Origin of the sequence: Embleya sp. NPDC050493, from assembly GCF_044458105.1 — a bacterium.
Classification (GTDB): Bacteria; Actinomycetota; Actinomycetes; order Streptomycetales; family Streptomycetaceae; genus Embleya.
The window spans coordinates 114405-128421 of sequence record NZ_JBITHP010000022.1; the positions used below are offsets into that span (position 1 = coordinate 114405).

Below are 14017 nucleotides of genomic sequence, written 5' to 3' on the forward strand. Positions count from 1 at the left end.
CTGCCCGGCTGTGTTCGCCGTGTTCGGGGGCGTGGGCTCTAGAACACGTCGTGGAGGGTGTCGAGAAGGCGGGCGATGTTGGCTTCGTCGCGGCGGTAGTAGGTCCATTTGCCGCGGCGGGTGGCGATGACCAGTCCCGCTTGCCGCAGTATCGCGAGGTACTGCGAGGTGGTCGACTGTCCCAGGCCGGTGCGTTGCGCGATGTCGGTCACGCAGACGCCGATCTCGACATCCTCGCTCTCCTGACCGGGGAAGCTCATCGGGTCCTTGAGCCATACCAGCATCCGGCGGCGGGTCGGGTTGGACAGGGCCCGGAACACAGCCAGCAACTCCGCCTCCGTGAACATGCGGTGATCGTAACGCACGTACATATTGACGATTCGCAATATTACGATCTAACGTTTTCGCATGTCGACTTCGATGCGTGTGGTGGAACTCGTCAGCTTCGGTGACGCGGACACCGCGTTCGCCACCCGGGAACTGCCCATACCCGCCCCCGGACCCGGCCGGGTGCTGGTGCGCGTGATGGCCACGTCCGTGAACCCTCTCGACCTGCAGACCCGGCGTGGGGACTACCGCGACCAGGTGGCGCTGCCGGCGGTGATCGGCAACGACGTGTCCGGCGTGGTGGTCGCCACCGGCCCCGGGGCAGGCGACTTCCGCCCGGGCGACGAGGTCTGGTACCTGGCGCCGATGTTCGGCGGGCAGGGAACCTACGCCGAGTTCCACGTGGTCGACCAGGCCCTGGTCGCCCCCAAGCCCGCGCGGTTGTCGCACGTCGAGGCCGCCGCTCTCGCGCTCGTGGGCGTGACGGTGTGGGAGGCGCTGGTCGAACGCGCCGGGGTGCGGGCCGGGGAACGTGTCCTGGTGCACGGCGGAGCGGGCGGGGTCGGCTCGGTCGCCGTCCAGCTCGCCCGCGCGCTGGGAGCCGAGGTGGTGACCACCGCGCGGGCGAGGGATCACGAGTTCGTCACCGGCCTGGGAGCCGACATCGCGATCGACTTCTCGGCGGGTGACTACGTGCCGCAGGTCCGCGCGTTGGGCGGGGTCGACGTCGTGCTGGACACGGTGGGCGGGGACACCCTCGCCCGCAGCCCGCAAGTCCTCGCCGACCGGGGCCGCGTGGTGTCCATCGTGGACATCCCCGAACCTCAGAACCTGCTCGCGGCGTGGGGCGTGAACGCGACCTACCACTTCCTCTTCGTCAGCCCCGGCCGGGCGAAGCTCACGGCGCTGGGCGCCTTGGTCGACCAAGGCGAACTCCGGCCGGTGATCGGCGCCCTGCTACCACTGGCCGACATCGCACAGGCCCACTCACTGTTGGAAGGCGGCTCCACCGGCGAGGGCCGCAAACGCCCACGCGGCAAGATCGCCATCGCCGTACACCCGTGAGCGGCCGGTGCCCGCGGTGTACGAACGTCGCCTTCACGCCCGCGTGTACGAACTTCGCTGCGATGCCCGCGGTGCACGAATGTCGCGCCGCCCGGTGCGTTCGGTGAGGTCTTTCGACAAGCCGGCGGTCTGCGGCCCGGCGGTGGTGCGTGGGGTGAGGCGGCGGGTTCTCGTCGAGCGCCACCAGGAATGTTGAATCTTCTGGCAAGTCGCCTCGCCGGGACGATCAGCGCGGAACCGCGAGGGAGCATGAGTACCGATGCCCACACGGCGCAGACACCGCGCCCGCCACGCTTTCGCACCACCGACCGCGACACCGCTCGCGCACAGGTCACGAAGACCTTCGCCGAGCACCGGATGTCGGTCGGCGACCCGAGTGCCCTGGAGTGCCGTCTCGACTTGCCGCCCTCGGGTCGGCCGACGCCGGCACAGCTGGGGTACGGCGCGAACGTCACCATCGTCGCCCCCCGATGGAGTCCGCCTACCACGTCAACCTCCCCATCTCCGGCGGCAGTACCGTGCAGCAGAGCGGCTCGACCCGCGCCCCCAGGGCCGGACAGAGCGGGATTGCCATGGTCCCCATCGACCCGGTGACCATGTGGTGGAGCCCGGACGGCGTCCAGTACGCGCGCCGCCCGGGCCGGCCGGCTCGCCGGGGCGGCGATCCGCGAAGTCATGGACTACATCGAGGACCACCCGGGCCGGGAATGAGCACAGCGGACCTCGCCTCCTGGGCCGGGATCAGCGACCTGGACGTCCTCCGCCGTATTGCGCTCGCCGGCCCGGATCCCGACCCGATGACGCGGTTGTTCACCGGGCTGCGTGGAGGGCGGATCACCAGGGCGATCCCGCGTGATGCCACGCGCTGGGACGAGGTTGTCGCCGCACAGGGCTACGAGTTCCCGCTGCGGCACGGATCGCGTCCCGCCGGACTGACGTGGATGGCCGATGCGGGGGACCCGTACACGTGTGCTCCGCGTACGAACTTGACCAAGCGGCGGTTGGCGTCGCTGTCCGGGAATCCCCCGGCGTCGGTGTGTCGGGTCGTGCAGTGGCTCGCCCTTCGACGGCAGACGCTCATTTGTCGCCGGGCGCGTCGACGAACTCGGCAAACAGGAGTACCAACTCATGGACCAAATTGCGGTCGTGGTCGTCCTGCCGACGTTGTCGTGCGCGGTCAACGCCGGCCTGGGATGTGGGTCGTCACGGGCGGCTCGTGTCTGCCTCGACCTCGTCCCTCCAGTGCCTGGCCCTCTCGGGCAGCGCATTGGTTGCCACGTTCACGATGATCTTCGTAGTCGTGCAGGCCTATCGATAAGTCCGGGGCCGGTGTCTGCGCCCCACCTGCTTTTCGGAGGTGGTGGGGCGGAGACGGTACCCGATCGGGTAGTCGCTTCGGAGGAAAGCCCAACCAGCCCGGGTGCATCGAACGTGCATGAACGGTACGCGGAAGGTGCGTCGCCTGTTCTCGCGGCTGCGGATCCGGTCGGCTCGGCCGGCGTTCATGATGGCCGTGAACGGGTGACCGATTTCCGTGTTCTCGCCGTCGACGTGCAGTTCGCCCTCTGTGCCGACGTCGAGTTCCGGGCCGTCGGCGATCACCGCGCCTCGCGCGACCGGACCGACGTGCTCGGCCGGCGGCCAGTCGTACGGATCGAGGTCGATTTCCACGTCACCCGCTCCCGGCAAGGTGAGGTAGCCGCGTGCCTCGATGATCTCCATCCTTTGAGTGTGGCCCGATTCGTAGCGGGTCACGTACACCTGCGTGCCGGGTCACGTACACCTACGTGGGCGACGACCACGACACGGACGACGTGATCCAGAACGCGTGCATCGGCTTGGTCGGGAACTGGCGCGCTCTGAAGGCCATGGCGGAGCACAACGGGGGCGGGCGTCCTCGCCGCCGGGCCCGGCGGCGCCGGCCCCTTCGGCCGGTGGCCCGACGCCGGGGAGGACGAGGAGCGCGACGTCGGTCCCGGCCGGGGCGCCCCGGCCGGGAGCGACGGGGACGCCCTCGGTGCGTGCGGGTCGGTCAGGGCTGCCCTGCCGGGCTGAGCGAGGCGATCGGGAACCGCGTCGGGCCCGGGGTGGGCAGCGTGGCGGGGTCGGCGGGTGGCGGCGGGACGTAGGTGGCGAGGATCGGCGCCCAGGCCGGGTTCCTCAGGATGGACAGGGCCTGCTCGTCGGTCAGCGGCAGGGTGTTGCGGGTGGGCTTGCCGTTGTCCGACAGTTCGCCGTTTCCGTAGCTCAGTTCGACCATGGTCTCCCCGGTGACGTAGTTGACGGTCTTCCAGGCGATGCCCTTGTCCGGAAAGGGCTTCTCGAAGGTGCCGAGCAGCGTTCCGTCCGGTGCGTTGCGGCAGCCGCCGAAGTTGTTCTCCTTGGGCTTCGGCTTGCCGTCGGCCATGGTGCACCCGAAGAACCGCTTGCCCACCATGTGGAAGGTCACCTCGACCACGCCCTGGCCGGTGTCCCAGGTGACCTTCGCGTAGAGGCCGCCGTCGATGGCGGTGTTGGTCGTGACCTGCTTCGTCCCCCCGGGCAGCAGGCTCGTGATGACCGGACCGAGTCGCTCGGCGAGGGGATTCGGTGCCACCGGCTGCGCCGGCAGTTCGGGGTTCACGCCACCGAACCATCCGTCGATCCGGGACGGCGACGGATTCGCTGCGGGCCCCGCCTTGGTCGCCGGACTCGTCCGCAGCTGTGCCGCGCCCAGCACGCCCGCCGCGATCACTCCCACCGCCAGGGTCGCCCCGACGGTCTGCCCCAATGCGCGCCGCCTTGCCCGGCGGCGGCCGCCCTCGGCCGCCCGGGCAGCCAGCCCCGCGCCCGGCGGGATCACCAACTCGTCCAGTTCGGCGCGTAGTTCGCTGCGAAACAGGTCTTCGGTCTCCACTTCGTGCCCTTCCACGACGTCGGTTCCTCTCATGTGTTCCGCTCTGTCCGCCGCCGGCCGCTTCGCCGTGCGCCGTATCCTCACGGCCGACCCTCCGCGGCGCCCTCGCGGATCAGCTCCGGCACGCGCTCGCGCAGCCTGGCGAGTGCGCGCATCGTGCCGGTCTTGACGGCGGACCCACCCATGCCCAGCCGCCGTGCGGTCTCCTCGACGCTCAGGTCCTCCCAGTACCGCAACACCAACAGGGCGCGGTCGCGTGGTTCGAGGGTGTGCAGCGCGTCGACGAGGGTGAGCCGCAGTTCGGGGTCGCCATGGGCAGGGGCGGGGGTGCGGGCCAGTGCGTCGGCATCCATGCCCGTCATCTCGCCGCTGCTCTTGCGGCGGCGCCCGTCCAGGAACGCGTTGACCAGGACGCGCTTGGCGTAGGCCTCCGGGTGCTCCTGTCGCTCGAGCCTCGGCCACGCGACGTAGACCTTCTCCAGCGCGGTCTGCGCGAGGTCCTCGGCCAAATGCCAGTCGCCGCAGAGCAGGAAGGCGGTGCGGCGCAGCGCGGTCTGGTTCGCCTCGGCGAACTTGGCGAATCCGATGCGTTCCCTGTGGAACCAACCCATCCCGCTCCCCGCTCTGTCGACGACCTCGCAGAGTCTTGACGTATCGAACCTCCGGTTCGGTCACACCCTTTCGAAGCACGGTCAGGGCGGGGCCAGTGAGGTATCGCGTCATGGTGCTTGAGACTCTGCGTCGGGAACCGGTGACGGTTGGACATTGGACAGTCGAGGACCGACGCCCACAGTGATGACGTCGGCGTGAAAGCGGGTCGGACAGTCCACAAGCCAAGTCGATGTCTCGGCCGGCTTTCCGATGCCGTATGTCTCCCGCAGGCGGGCGGACAACTCGCGGACGTCGGGCGCGGAGAACACGGTCACCTCGGCGCCGTCCGCGTCGACGTCGATCCTCCTCGCCCTCGCCCTCGCTCTTGCCGAGTCCCACCTGTACGGGAGGTCGCGGGTGTCGACGCACCCAGACCGTGTGGTGTGGCGAACTCCGCGGCCCGTCGTGGCCGGTCCCCCTGGGCGGCTGATCCCGAACGCGGTACCGCCCTCACAAACTCGACGCGGCGGGTCGGTAGCGCGTTCGGCGTACACGACTCATGGTGCTGAACTGCCGTTGCCGGAGGCGCCGGCCGAGCCGGCGGCGGCGCGGGCGGACGAGTACGCGGGTGCCCGGCGACGGCTGAAGACCTGCCTGGGACGCAACCGCCCGACGCGGCGTCGGTGATCTCAGATCAGGGACACGCCGCGGCCGGCGAAGAACTCGGCGAACTCGGCCGTGGGCAGGCTGGCGGTACGGGCCTGCTCGGTGTGTCCGGACGGGTTTCTGAAGTGCACGGTGTCTCCCTGGCGGTGGGTGACGAGCACGAGGTGCCCGCCCTTGCCGGGGGCGGGGTTCTCGGGGCGGCGGATCTCCTTGTGGACGGAGGCCATCACCAGCCGCCCGCCGTCGAGCAGGGCGAGGAGGCCGGGCACGGTCAGGGTCGGGTGCGGTTCGGCGCCCAGCGGGTGGACGTCCTGTACGTACTCGACGAAGGGGGCGTAGATCAGGCCGCGGATCGCTCCGGTGTCCGGGTCCTCGGTGTAGGCCCCGTACTTCCGTGCGTCGTCGAGGAGTTCGAACATGGTGGGTGCGTCGCCGGTGCGGGCCAGGAGTGCCATGCGCAGGCAGGCGATGCCGCACATGTGGCCGCACCACCGGCCGTATGTGTCGGGGTCGGGGGCGCCGGACTCGGCCCAGCGGGGATCGGCGGTGCGGGGCAGGCCCTCGTAGGCGATGGCGGCGATCAGGTCCGGGCTGGCGTACTGCGTGACGGTGGGGAACTGGTCGGACACGTGCGGGCTGTTCCTTCCGGTGGGCGGCCTGGTTGATCGGCCGGTAGAAGGTGGGCAGGTCCACGCCGCCGCCGGAGATCACCACTCCGATCATCCCCGAGTCGTGGGGGAGGAGACCGCGAAGGACGGCGGCCGGGGCGCAGGCGCCGCTCGGTTCGGCCACGGTCTTGAGGTGGCGGAACGCCAACGCGATGGCGGTGGTGATGTCCTGGTCGGTCACGGTCACGGTCACGTCGGCGTCCAGGAGCTTGGCGTTGACGGCCCAGGTCAGCGGCGAGGGGCTGGTGTGTCCGAGGCCGTCGGCGATGGTGGCGGGGATGTCGGGCAGGGCGATGCGGGCTCGGCCAGCTGGTGGGTGGGTTCACGACCGCCCCTGAGCCGGCAGGGCAGCTTTTCGTTTCGGGACCGTGATCCGCCGCCCGCCCGCTCGTCGGCGCCCCGACCCCGACCGTGACCGCGACCGCGACCGCGACCCCGACCGTGACCTGCCCGTCGTACGGTCACAGACCCGGCGCGCCCCAGACCGGAAACCACCGGGACAGGTCGGATTCGAGCCGCAGATCGTCGGAAACCGCCGCGTTCACCTGGATCTCCAGCGCGGTGTCGCGCTTCTCGTGCCCGCCCGGCACCGGTGCGAAGGGGTAGAAGGTGCCGCGCTTGTACAGGTAGACCAAGGCGAGCCGGCGGCCGTCGGGATGCCCGAACGCGGCCAGTGAGCAGAGCAGTTGCGGACCGAAACCGCCATCCTCGAGCGCGCTGTTGATCGCATGCAGATCGGTCACCAGGGTGCTCACGTCCTCGGGCGGGCGCTCTGCGAGCAGCCACGTGTACCCGTACTCGTCCCGGCTGCTCCGCAACCCCTCGACCAAGTCGTTCAGGTCGCGCAGCACCTGGTCGAACGCGCCGCCCTCGACGGTGGCGAAGCACACCGACCCGGTGCCGGTGGGGTGGAACCCGACGGCGATCTCCAGGGTGATGGCCGCCGAGGGCAGGCCGAACAGTTGGTCGAGATCGGGCGTCACCGGCCTGCTTCGGCCGAAGACGGAGTCGAACAGCCCCATCAGGCGGCACCGCCGAGTTCCGCGCTGATCCGGCCGAGCTGCTCGAGGCGCCGTTCGAGCGTCGGGTGGGTCGCGAACAGGTTCGCCAGGCTGTCCTTGGAGGCGACGGCCGGCGCGAAGAAGAACGCGTTGAAGGGTTCGGCCCGGCGCAGATCGCGGGTCGGGATCCGGGCCATGGTGCCGCTGATCTTGGTCAGGGCGGAGGCGAGCGCGGAGGGTCGACCGGTGAGCAGCGCGGCCGAACGGTCGGCACACAGCTCGCGGTAGCGCGACAGGGTTCGGACGAGGACGAAGCTCAGCGTGTACACCACCACGCTCACCGCGGTCACCACCAGCATCAGGACCGCGGTGTTCTGGTCGCGGCGCATCCCGCCGAAGAGGCCGAACTGTACGCCGACGCGGGTGAGCAATCCGGCCAGGACGCCGAGGAAGGATGCGATCGTCATTACCGCGACGTCCTTGTGCGCGACGTGCGAGAGCTCGTGCGCCAGGACGCCTTCCAACTCGGCCGGCTCCAGACGGCGGAGCAGCCCGGTCGTGGTGCACACGACCGTGTTCCTTCGGTTGCGGCCGGTGGCGAAGGCGTTGGGCACATCGGAGTCGGCGACCGCCACGCGCGGCTTGGGCATGTCGGCGAGGGCGCACAGCCGGTCGACCGCGCCGTGCAGTTCCGGCTGCTCCTCGGGGGTGACCTCGCGGGCGCCCATGGCGAACGCCGCGAGTTTGTCGCTGAACCAGAACTGTGCGACGAAGACACCGCCGATCAGCACGACTGCGAGCGGCCAGGCCCGGCCGAGCATCACCACGAGCACGCCCACGAAGACCACATAGAGCAGCCCGAGCAGGAACATGGTGGCGAGCATGCGGCCCACCAAGCCGCGATCGGTGCCGAATCGGGTGCCGGCGCTGGTCCTGGTCATCGGTTCCTCCCTCGCGGGGGACCTGGCGGCGGTCCTCGCGAACGACCCGAATAGGTGGATAAGGAGACGAATCGGGTCCCACTTTGATTCTGCCTCGCCGGCGGGCCCAGCGGGGGGTAGAGCGGAGGCAAGGGGAGACGGAGGCCATCGACCCCGCACGCCGAGTTCGCGGTTCCGAAGGCATGTGGCCGAGCCGGGGCATGCGAAGGCCCTCGAAACCGTCTTCGGCGCGGAGAGCCCCGACGTGCGAGTACAGGAGCCTTCACGGGAGGACCCGAACCACGAATCGGACGGCGAGAGCCGTCCCGAGGAGGTCCGTGCTCCCGCCTGCGCCGTTCCGGGCCAGGGCCGGATCCATCGGACCCGTGTTCACGGGCGATCCTCGTGTCGGCCGGGTCCGCATGATGGGTCCCGACACGATTGACCGCGGACCGTTCATCGGTTCAGCTCGGTCGTGACGGTGCTGCGCCTCGTCCCGGCGTAGGCGCGCGGCGTTCGGGCCCCGGGCCGCCGCATGCCGCGACGGCTCAGGCACGTGATACTGGCGCGGCGGTCGCCGGCGCGGCGGTCCTGTCGGCCCGTGGATGGTCTCGTTCCTGTGCCGAGGGGGTTGTGGATGGCGGGGTGGGAGAACGATCCGGTCCACCGGGCGGTCGTGCGGGCTTTCGTGGACGGCGAGCCTGAGATGCACGAGGGAGGTCCGCTCGATGTTCGCGCCGTGATGGCGGCCGTTTCCCGGGCAACCTGGGTCTCGTTCGCCTATGACCGCCTCCCCTGGGACCGTTTTCCGCGCGGTCCCCAGACCAGGGAGGACGTGGCGCTCCTGTGCTCCGACGATGCCGAGGTGGCGCGTGGCGCGCGTGGTGCGTCGTGGACTGCGCGGGGTGCGCTGTGAGTTGGCCAACAGTGCGAGGTCGGTGTGTGCGCTGGTCGTGCCGTTCCTCCTGCGGATCGCGGCCGACTCCCGACACCGCCACCGCGCCGCGCCGCGCCGCGCCGACAGCCTGGTCCTGGCGGGCGAGACCGCACGCCGGAATCCGGGCCCCGGGCTCCGGTCTGTGCACGCGCGAGGAGCTGCCGAGCGTTGCCATGCCGACGACATGTGGGTTCACGAACCGAGCGGATACCCGGGACACGGGTCGCTCCAGGCCGCCCGCGCCGCCATCGCCGCAGACGCGCACCTCGTCACGGCGCTGCTCGAGGACCCCGACCCGCATGTGCGTTCCGCGGCCGCCTAGGTCCTGGCCGCCGCCTCCGCGCGCGTGCAGGACATCCGGGGCGCCCTCCTTGCGCGCCTGCCCGCCGAGGACGACCCGGCCGTGCGGGCCGCCCTGGTGCTCGCCGTCGCGCAACCGGCCCGCGAGCACCCCGCCACCACCGGCGCAGCATGGACCAGGACGCTGTGGTCCGACCCCGGCACGCCACCCGAAGTGCGCGTGAGCGCCGCGTTGGGCTGGCTGTGCCTGACCGACGCGCCCGCCCCCGACGAACTCCTCACCACAGTGGACGAGTGCGCGACCGACGCCACGGCCCGACTGATGGCGCCACTGCCGTGGATGCGCGGGATCGACCACAACGGCGACGAGGCACTCGGACTCTGCCTTCGCAGGCTGCTTCACCCCGACGCCCCCGAACCACGGACGGACGACCCCTGGGCACCGGCCCCGACGTCCACCTGAGAGCCCGCGAGCCCGACCCGGAGTCGGAGGCGACAGGGACGGGTCGAAGTTCGTGGCCGTCTTACCGCAACCCGCACCGCGCTCCATCCTCCTGAACCGGGCAGGCACCCGCCACCACCCGCGGCATCACCGCACCCGACTGGCCGCCCGGTCGCGCCCCCGAGGACTGCCGACTCGAACCGGACCAGTACACGGCCCCGCTCAATGGCCGCACCACCCACACCACACTCGAGGCCGCACCGGCACAGGCGACCATCACCACCGCGCCATTGGGCGCCGTCGTCCACCTGTGGGACGGCGCCGCCTTCACCACCCACATCCACACCGGCGACACCACCACACTGCCCTACCCGCACCCCCTCGACGACGATCCCTCCACCGGACGACGCGGCACGGCAGTCTGCACCCGCCGCGGTGACCACACCGGAACCGGCCGGCTGATCGCCTACCGTGCGGCCACGTGAGGGCACCGTCGACCTGGAGCGGCACGTGGTGATGTCCGCGGAGACGGCGTCCGGCCCTCGTCGCGGACGACATCGAGCGGATCACGCGGTTCGATGTCGGGACACACCGAACCCCGCGGTCGGCCGGCCCGGTCCCGTACGTGGAGTTCGCCCTCCGGGATGCCCGGCAACGCCTTGCCCCCTCGCCCGCCGCCGACCGGGAACCGCAGCCGCCGACCGACCGGCGGCCTCGAGGGGCGACCGCGTGGGAACCCGTTCGCCGAGCCCGAGCCCGAGCCCGAGCCCAAGTCCGAGTTCGCCGCCGCCGACAGCCGATGCGACTGGTAGCGTCCGCAGAGTAGTCGTCCGGTGACGGAAAACGCGCGGGGGTGCGATGGCCGGGGAACAGTTCGTCGTGGATGTCGCCTGGTTGGACGGTATGACCGGTCATCTGGGGCGGCGCGGCCGACGCAGCCCGGCAGGCGTTGGACGCCCTGAAGGGAGACCGGGCCGAAGCGCACCGGCCCCACCCGTCATGGACGCGGACCTGCGCCGATACGACGTCGACGACCCCACCGACAAGGACCACCGGACCCTGAACCTGGCCAAACTCATGCTCGGCGGCCAAGCCGGGCTCGGCAACCCGAGAGCGGTGCAGTTCCTCAACCACTGGCTCGAGAACACCGGCACACCGGTCGAGTTCGACCCCCAGACGATGATCCGCGAGGTCCCGGGACTCAAGGGCGCCATCGACCGGGCGATCGCCGAGAACGCCGGCAAGGGACGATTCGACTCGCAGTGGAAAGCCGGCGCCATCCACGAGGACATCACCGCGCTCCAACAACAGGGCAAGTCCGCCTCACCCGAACTCCTGGACTGGTACTACGCCCTCAACGGATACCAGTACCGCATCAGCGGCGACGTGAAGGAAATCGACGGAAAGATCGTCGGCGACATCCGCGTCGACGTCTCCAAACGCTACGACTGGGGCAACCCCGGCGGAAAACCCCGCGCCGACATCGACCTGAAATTCACCGACGTCCCCCAGGAAGACCTGGCCCGCCTCAACGCCACCGGACTCGCCCAGGACTACGACGTCCGCGGCAGCACCACCTTCTGGGTCGAGACCCCGGCACCGGCCAAATCGTGAACCGCAACCGGACCGTCCGTCCCCGCACCGCATCACTGCTCCTGCTCGTCGCGATCGCCCTCCTCGCCGGCGGCCTCATCCTGTACTGGGCGCCATGGCAGGGTCCGGAAAAGGATCCACGCGCCGAACGCGGCAGCGACCCGAACACGTCCCTGAAACAGGCCCTCGAACGAACAGGCGTCACCCTGCCGCCCGACGCCGCCGACATCCACTACTTCTGGGCCGGCAACCCCATGGGCGAAGGCCTCGACATCACCTACCACGCGACATGCGCCGGCATCCCCGAACTGCTGCGCCAGACCGGCCTGCCGGCCGAACTGCGACCGGGCTACACCCCGGAACACATGAGCCCGTTCACCGCCACCCACCGCTGGCCCCACGGCGTACCGACCCGGGGGGTCACCGAAGCCCGCTTCGGCGACTACATCAAAGAGGTCGCCGCCGCCGAACTCGGCGACGGCAACTGCGCGATCTTCCTCCACTGGTTCCTCGGCTGAACCGCATCGGGATGGTCGGGATCGACCCGGCCGAGCTTTCGACGCGCGCGGCAGACCTCCTTCGCCATGTCATGGGCCAGGCCGGCGAGGTGGGTGGCGCGGCCCGGTTGCGACACCCGGTGCGGTCCACACGCGCACGTCACCCTTCCACCGCTCGCAGGCCCGGGCCTCCTCGAGATGGGCGCCCTCCGCGATCTGTTCCCAGCTCGCGCCGCGCTCGTGCTCCAACACGGCGGCGACGACGACCAGGTCGGCGAGGCCGGCCGGTTCCAGCGCGACGTTGAGGGCGTTGCCAGGCGCTAGCGGCCGTTTCCGGTGGATCACCGCCACCATGCTTCGGCCGCCCTGGATACGGTGCTGACATGGCGACGATCCTGCGGCACCCTCGACCTGGATTCACGTGGGATTGGTGGGCCGTAGACGCCGGGGGATTTCTCGTGCAGTTCTGCGACGGGCCCGCCCCGGAGCACCTGCTTGCGCATGTGGACCGCATCGACGCTGCATCCACATGGGCGGAGGAACACCGACCCACGTGGTTCAACCGTGATTCCCTGCCGCTCCACGCCTTCCGCTGTAGCGGCGAGTTGCCGACATACAGCCGGCGCGGTGTCCCGGACTCCCCGTTGCGACTGTCCGACGCGCCGACAGTCATCGCGGAGGTTGCGGCCCTGGTCGAACTGAACCGGACAGTGGGAAATACCTGGACGATCCACCTCGATGAGGGCTGGGTATAGGTAGGTTCCTTCATCTGGTCACCTTTCTGACCGGATGAAGATGGCGGCGAGATGGAGTCCGGCCAGGTAGACGGTGGGGTTCTTGTCATAGCGACTGGCAAGACCGCGCCACTGCTAACGCTGGTTGATGCAGCGCTCGACCGTGTTCCGCAGCGCGCCGGGCTGTCGATGGTGCTGTGCGGTGTTGCCCGAGGCCCCTGGTGGGATGGGCAGTCGGGGTGCGTGAGGGCCGCAGGAGGGCGTCCAGGCCGCTTGTGGATCGGTTTGTGATGTTGAGGTTGGGTGTCGTGGTTGGCCGCGTGGATATGTCGTCGATGGTGTGACGGGTCTGTCTGGTCGCAGCCAGGCAGGGCCCCTGGTCGAGTTATTTCGGTGCGGTTTTGCGGCGTCATGGAAACGAAGGTTCCGCAGGTCGGTGTCCTGCAACTTCCTTTGGACCGCCCCCTGGTGTCCGACTTCTATCGGAACGTCGTGCCCGCGTCATCGGAATGCCCTTTTCGGCGTCATCGTGGCGTGGGTTCCGTCTTTCCGGAGGAAGCCGGTGTTCCGAGAGCCACATCGTCCGGTTCTCGGGGCGGGGCAGGAAAAAGGGGGAAGAGGGGAGCGGTGGTGATCGACGTGCCCCAGGACGACCTGTGGGCGACGGGTGTGGTGCCGGCAGCTGCGGCACGGGAACAAGTGATCGTCCGCCTCACGGGGTTGGGAGCTCGGGGCGCGTTGACCCCCGAGCACCTCCGACTGGCGGCAGCCGCAGCGGGGAAGTCACCACGCACCCTGCAGCGCCGGCTGCAGACGGCCCGTGAGGAAGGCCGTACCGCCCCTCGCCCACGGCCACGGTTCACCATCACCGCCGACCTGCACGTCCGGCCAGCGCTGTGGGGCGGGAACGCGGCAGCCGAGCACCGCGAGTTGATCGCCGAGGCCCCTGCGGCCGCCACACACCGCACCACAGGAACAGGGAACACGAGCACGGCCCCGCCGGCCGTTCCGTCACTGGCCACACTGCAACGCGCGATACGCCGAGACGTCGACACCGGCCAACGCGCCGCGTTCAAAGGCGGGAACGCGCCCGCCGCCCGGGAACGCCCGCTCGATCGCCCGATACACCGGATCGTCCTGCCACCTCGTCACCCACGACCCCTCTCGAATGCGTGCCCCCGGCCCCGACCGGCCCGCCCCGCGAAGGTAGCTCGCGCCCCGACGACCCACGATGGGCGTCGGGCGAGCCGACGGCAGTGTTCGGGACGACCGCCGACCCCCACACGCGCCCCGCCCTGAGCATGCCTGACGCGCGCAGCCGTCCGTAGAACTTCGGCGGCGTAGCGGCCGATCCACTCGAGCGGGGCCGGGGCGTCGGGT

General features: G+C 70.2%; 17 protein-coding genes. 8 read left to right on the forward strand and 9 right to left on the reverse strand.

Features of this window, described 5'->3' with window-relative positions:
• Nucleotides 1-38 precede the first annotated feature (38 nt).
• Complete coding sequence (locus ACIBM5_RS33455) at nucleotides 39-347, reverse strand: ArsR/SmtB family transcription factor (protein ID WP_396010384.1); 309 nt, start codon at nucleotides 345-347, stop codon at nucleotides 39-41.
• 61 nt (nucleotides 348-408) lie between these two features.
• On the opposite strand from ACIBM5_RS33455, the gene ACIBM5_RS33460 reads away from it, so the two are divergent.
• Together ACIBM5_RS33460 and ACIBM5_RS33465 are read left to right on the forward strand one after the other, a co-directional pair.
• Entirely contained in the window at nucleotides 409-1392 is a 984-nt protein-coding gene (locus tag ACIBM5_RS33460) for a zinc-binding dehydrogenase (protein WP_396010385.1), read from the forward strand.
• Between the two features lie 386 nt (nucleotides 1393-1778).
• Nucleotides 1779-2681: a hypothetical protein gene (locus ACIBM5_RS33465; RefSeq protein WP_396010387.1), complete on the forward strand. Its 903-nt coding sequence runs from the start codon at nucleotides 1779-1781 to the stop codon at nucleotides 2679-2681.
• Nucleotides 2682-2700: 19 nt separating this feature from the next.
• Here ACIBM5_RS33465 and ACIBM5_RS33470 read toward each other — a convergent pair whose 3' ends face one another.
• The 6 genes from ACIBM5_RS33470 to htpX all read right to left on the reverse strand — a co-directional run bounded on the left by ACIBM5_RS33470 (nucleotide 2701) and on the right by htpX (nucleotide 8155).
• Nucleotides 2701-3147: a hypothetical protein gene (locus tag ACIBM5_RS33470; protein ID WP_396010388.1), complete on the reverse strand. Its 447-nt coding sequence runs from the start codon at nucleotides 3145-3147 to the stop codon at nucleotides 2701-2703.
• Nucleotides 3148-3424: 277 nt separating this feature from the next.
• Nucleotides 3425-4303 carry a hypothetical protein gene (locus ACIBM5_RS33475; RefSeq protein WP_396010390.1) on the reverse strand — a complete coding sequence of 293 codons (879 nt, stop codon included), beginning with the start codon at nucleotides 4301-4303 and terminating at the stop codon, nucleotides 3425-3427.
• 65 nt (nucleotides 4304-4368) lie between these two features.
• Nucleotides 4369-4899 carry a SigE family RNA polymerase sigma factor gene (locus tag ACIBM5_RS33480; protein WP_396010391.1) on the reverse strand — a complete coding sequence of 177 codons (531 nt, stop codon included), beginning with the start codon at nucleotides 4897-4899 and terminating at the stop codon, nucleotides 4369-4371.
• Nucleotides 4900-5568: 669 nt separating this feature from the next.
• Complete coding sequence (locus tag ACIBM5_RS33485) at nucleotides 5569-6174, reverse strand: peptidase (protein WP_396010392.1); 606 nt, start codon at nucleotides 6172-6174, stop codon at nucleotides 5569-5571.
• A gap of 500 nt (nucleotides 6175-6674) precedes the next feature.
• Complete coding sequence (locus ACIBM5_RS33490) at nucleotides 6675-7235, reverse strand: hypothetical protein (protein WP_396010393.1); 561 nt, start codon at nucleotides 7233-7235, stop codon at nucleotides 6675-6677.
• Nucleotides 7235-8155, reverse strand: coding sequence for a zinc metalloprotease HtpX (gene htpX / locus ACIBM5_RS33495; protein WP_396010394.1), 921 nt, complete (start codon nucleotides 8153-8155; stop codon nucleotides 7235-7237). The genes ACIBM5_RS33490 and htpX overlap by 1 nt, the downstream gene beginning before the upstream one ends.
• A gap of 851 nt (nucleotides 8156-9006) precedes the next feature.
• On the opposite strand from htpX, the gene ACIBM5_RS33500 reads away from it, so the two are divergent.
• From ACIBM5_RS33500 to ACIBM5_RS33520, 5 genes are all read left to right on the forward strand, one after another.
• Nucleotides 9007-9393: a hypothetical protein gene (locus ACIBM5_RS33500; protein WP_396010395.1), complete on the forward strand. Its 387-nt coding sequence runs from the start codon at nucleotides 9007-9009 to the stop codon at nucleotides 9391-9393.
• Nucleotides 9394-9417: 24 nt separating this feature from the next.
• A complete protein-coding gene (locus ACIBM5_RS33505; protein ID WP_396010396.1) occupies nucleotides 9418-9834 on the forward strand; it encodes a hypothetical protein in 417 nt (138 codons plus the stop codon).
• 269 nt (nucleotides 9835-10103) lie between these two features.
• Complete coding sequence (locus tag ACIBM5_RS33510) at nucleotides 10104-10298, forward strand: hypothetical protein (RefSeq protein ID WP_396010397.1); 195 nt, start codon at nucleotides 10104-10106, stop codon at nucleotides 10296-10298.
• Between the two features lie 514 nt (nucleotides 10299-10812).
• Entirely contained in the window at nucleotides 10813-11427 is a 615-nt protein-coding gene (locus tag ACIBM5_RS33515) for a hypothetical protein (RefSeq protein ID WP_396010398.1), read from the forward strand.
• Complete coding sequence (locus tag ACIBM5_RS33520; RefSeq protein ID WP_396010399.1) at nucleotides 11424-11924, forward strand: hypothetical protein; 501 nt, start codon at nucleotides 11424-11426, stop codon at nucleotides 11922-11924. The genes ACIBM5_RS33515 and ACIBM5_RS33520 overlap by 4 nt, the downstream gene beginning before the upstream one ends.
• A 69-nt stretch (nucleotides 11925-11993) precedes the next feature.
• Here the strand turns inward: ACIBM5_RS33520 and ACIBM5_RS33525 are convergent, their stop codons facing one another.
• Entirely contained in the window at nucleotides 11994-12257 is a 264-nt protein-coding gene (locus ACIBM5_RS33525) for a hypothetical protein (RefSeq protein ID WP_396010400.1), read from the reverse strand.
• A 29-nt stretch (nucleotides 12258-12286) separates the two neighbouring features.
• Between ACIBM5_RS33525 and ACIBM5_RS33530 the strand changes: the two genes are divergently transcribed.
• Nucleotides 12287-12658 (forward strand): hypothetical protein, encoded by a 372-nt coding sequence (locus tag ACIBM5_RS33530; RefSeq protein ID WP_396010401.1) that lies wholly within the window; start codon nucleotides 12287-12289, stop codon nucleotides 12656-12658.
• A gap of 990 nt (nucleotides 12659-13648) precedes the next feature.
• On the opposite strand, the gene ACIBM5_RS33535 is transcribed toward ACIBM5_RS33530, so the two are convergent.
• Complete coding sequence (locus ACIBM5_RS33535) at nucleotides 13649-13789, reverse strand: hypothetical protein (RefSeq protein WP_396010402.1); 141 nt, start codon at nucleotides 13787-13789, stop codon at nucleotides 13649-13651.
• Between the last annotated feature and the right edge of the window lie 228 nt (nucleotides 13790-14017).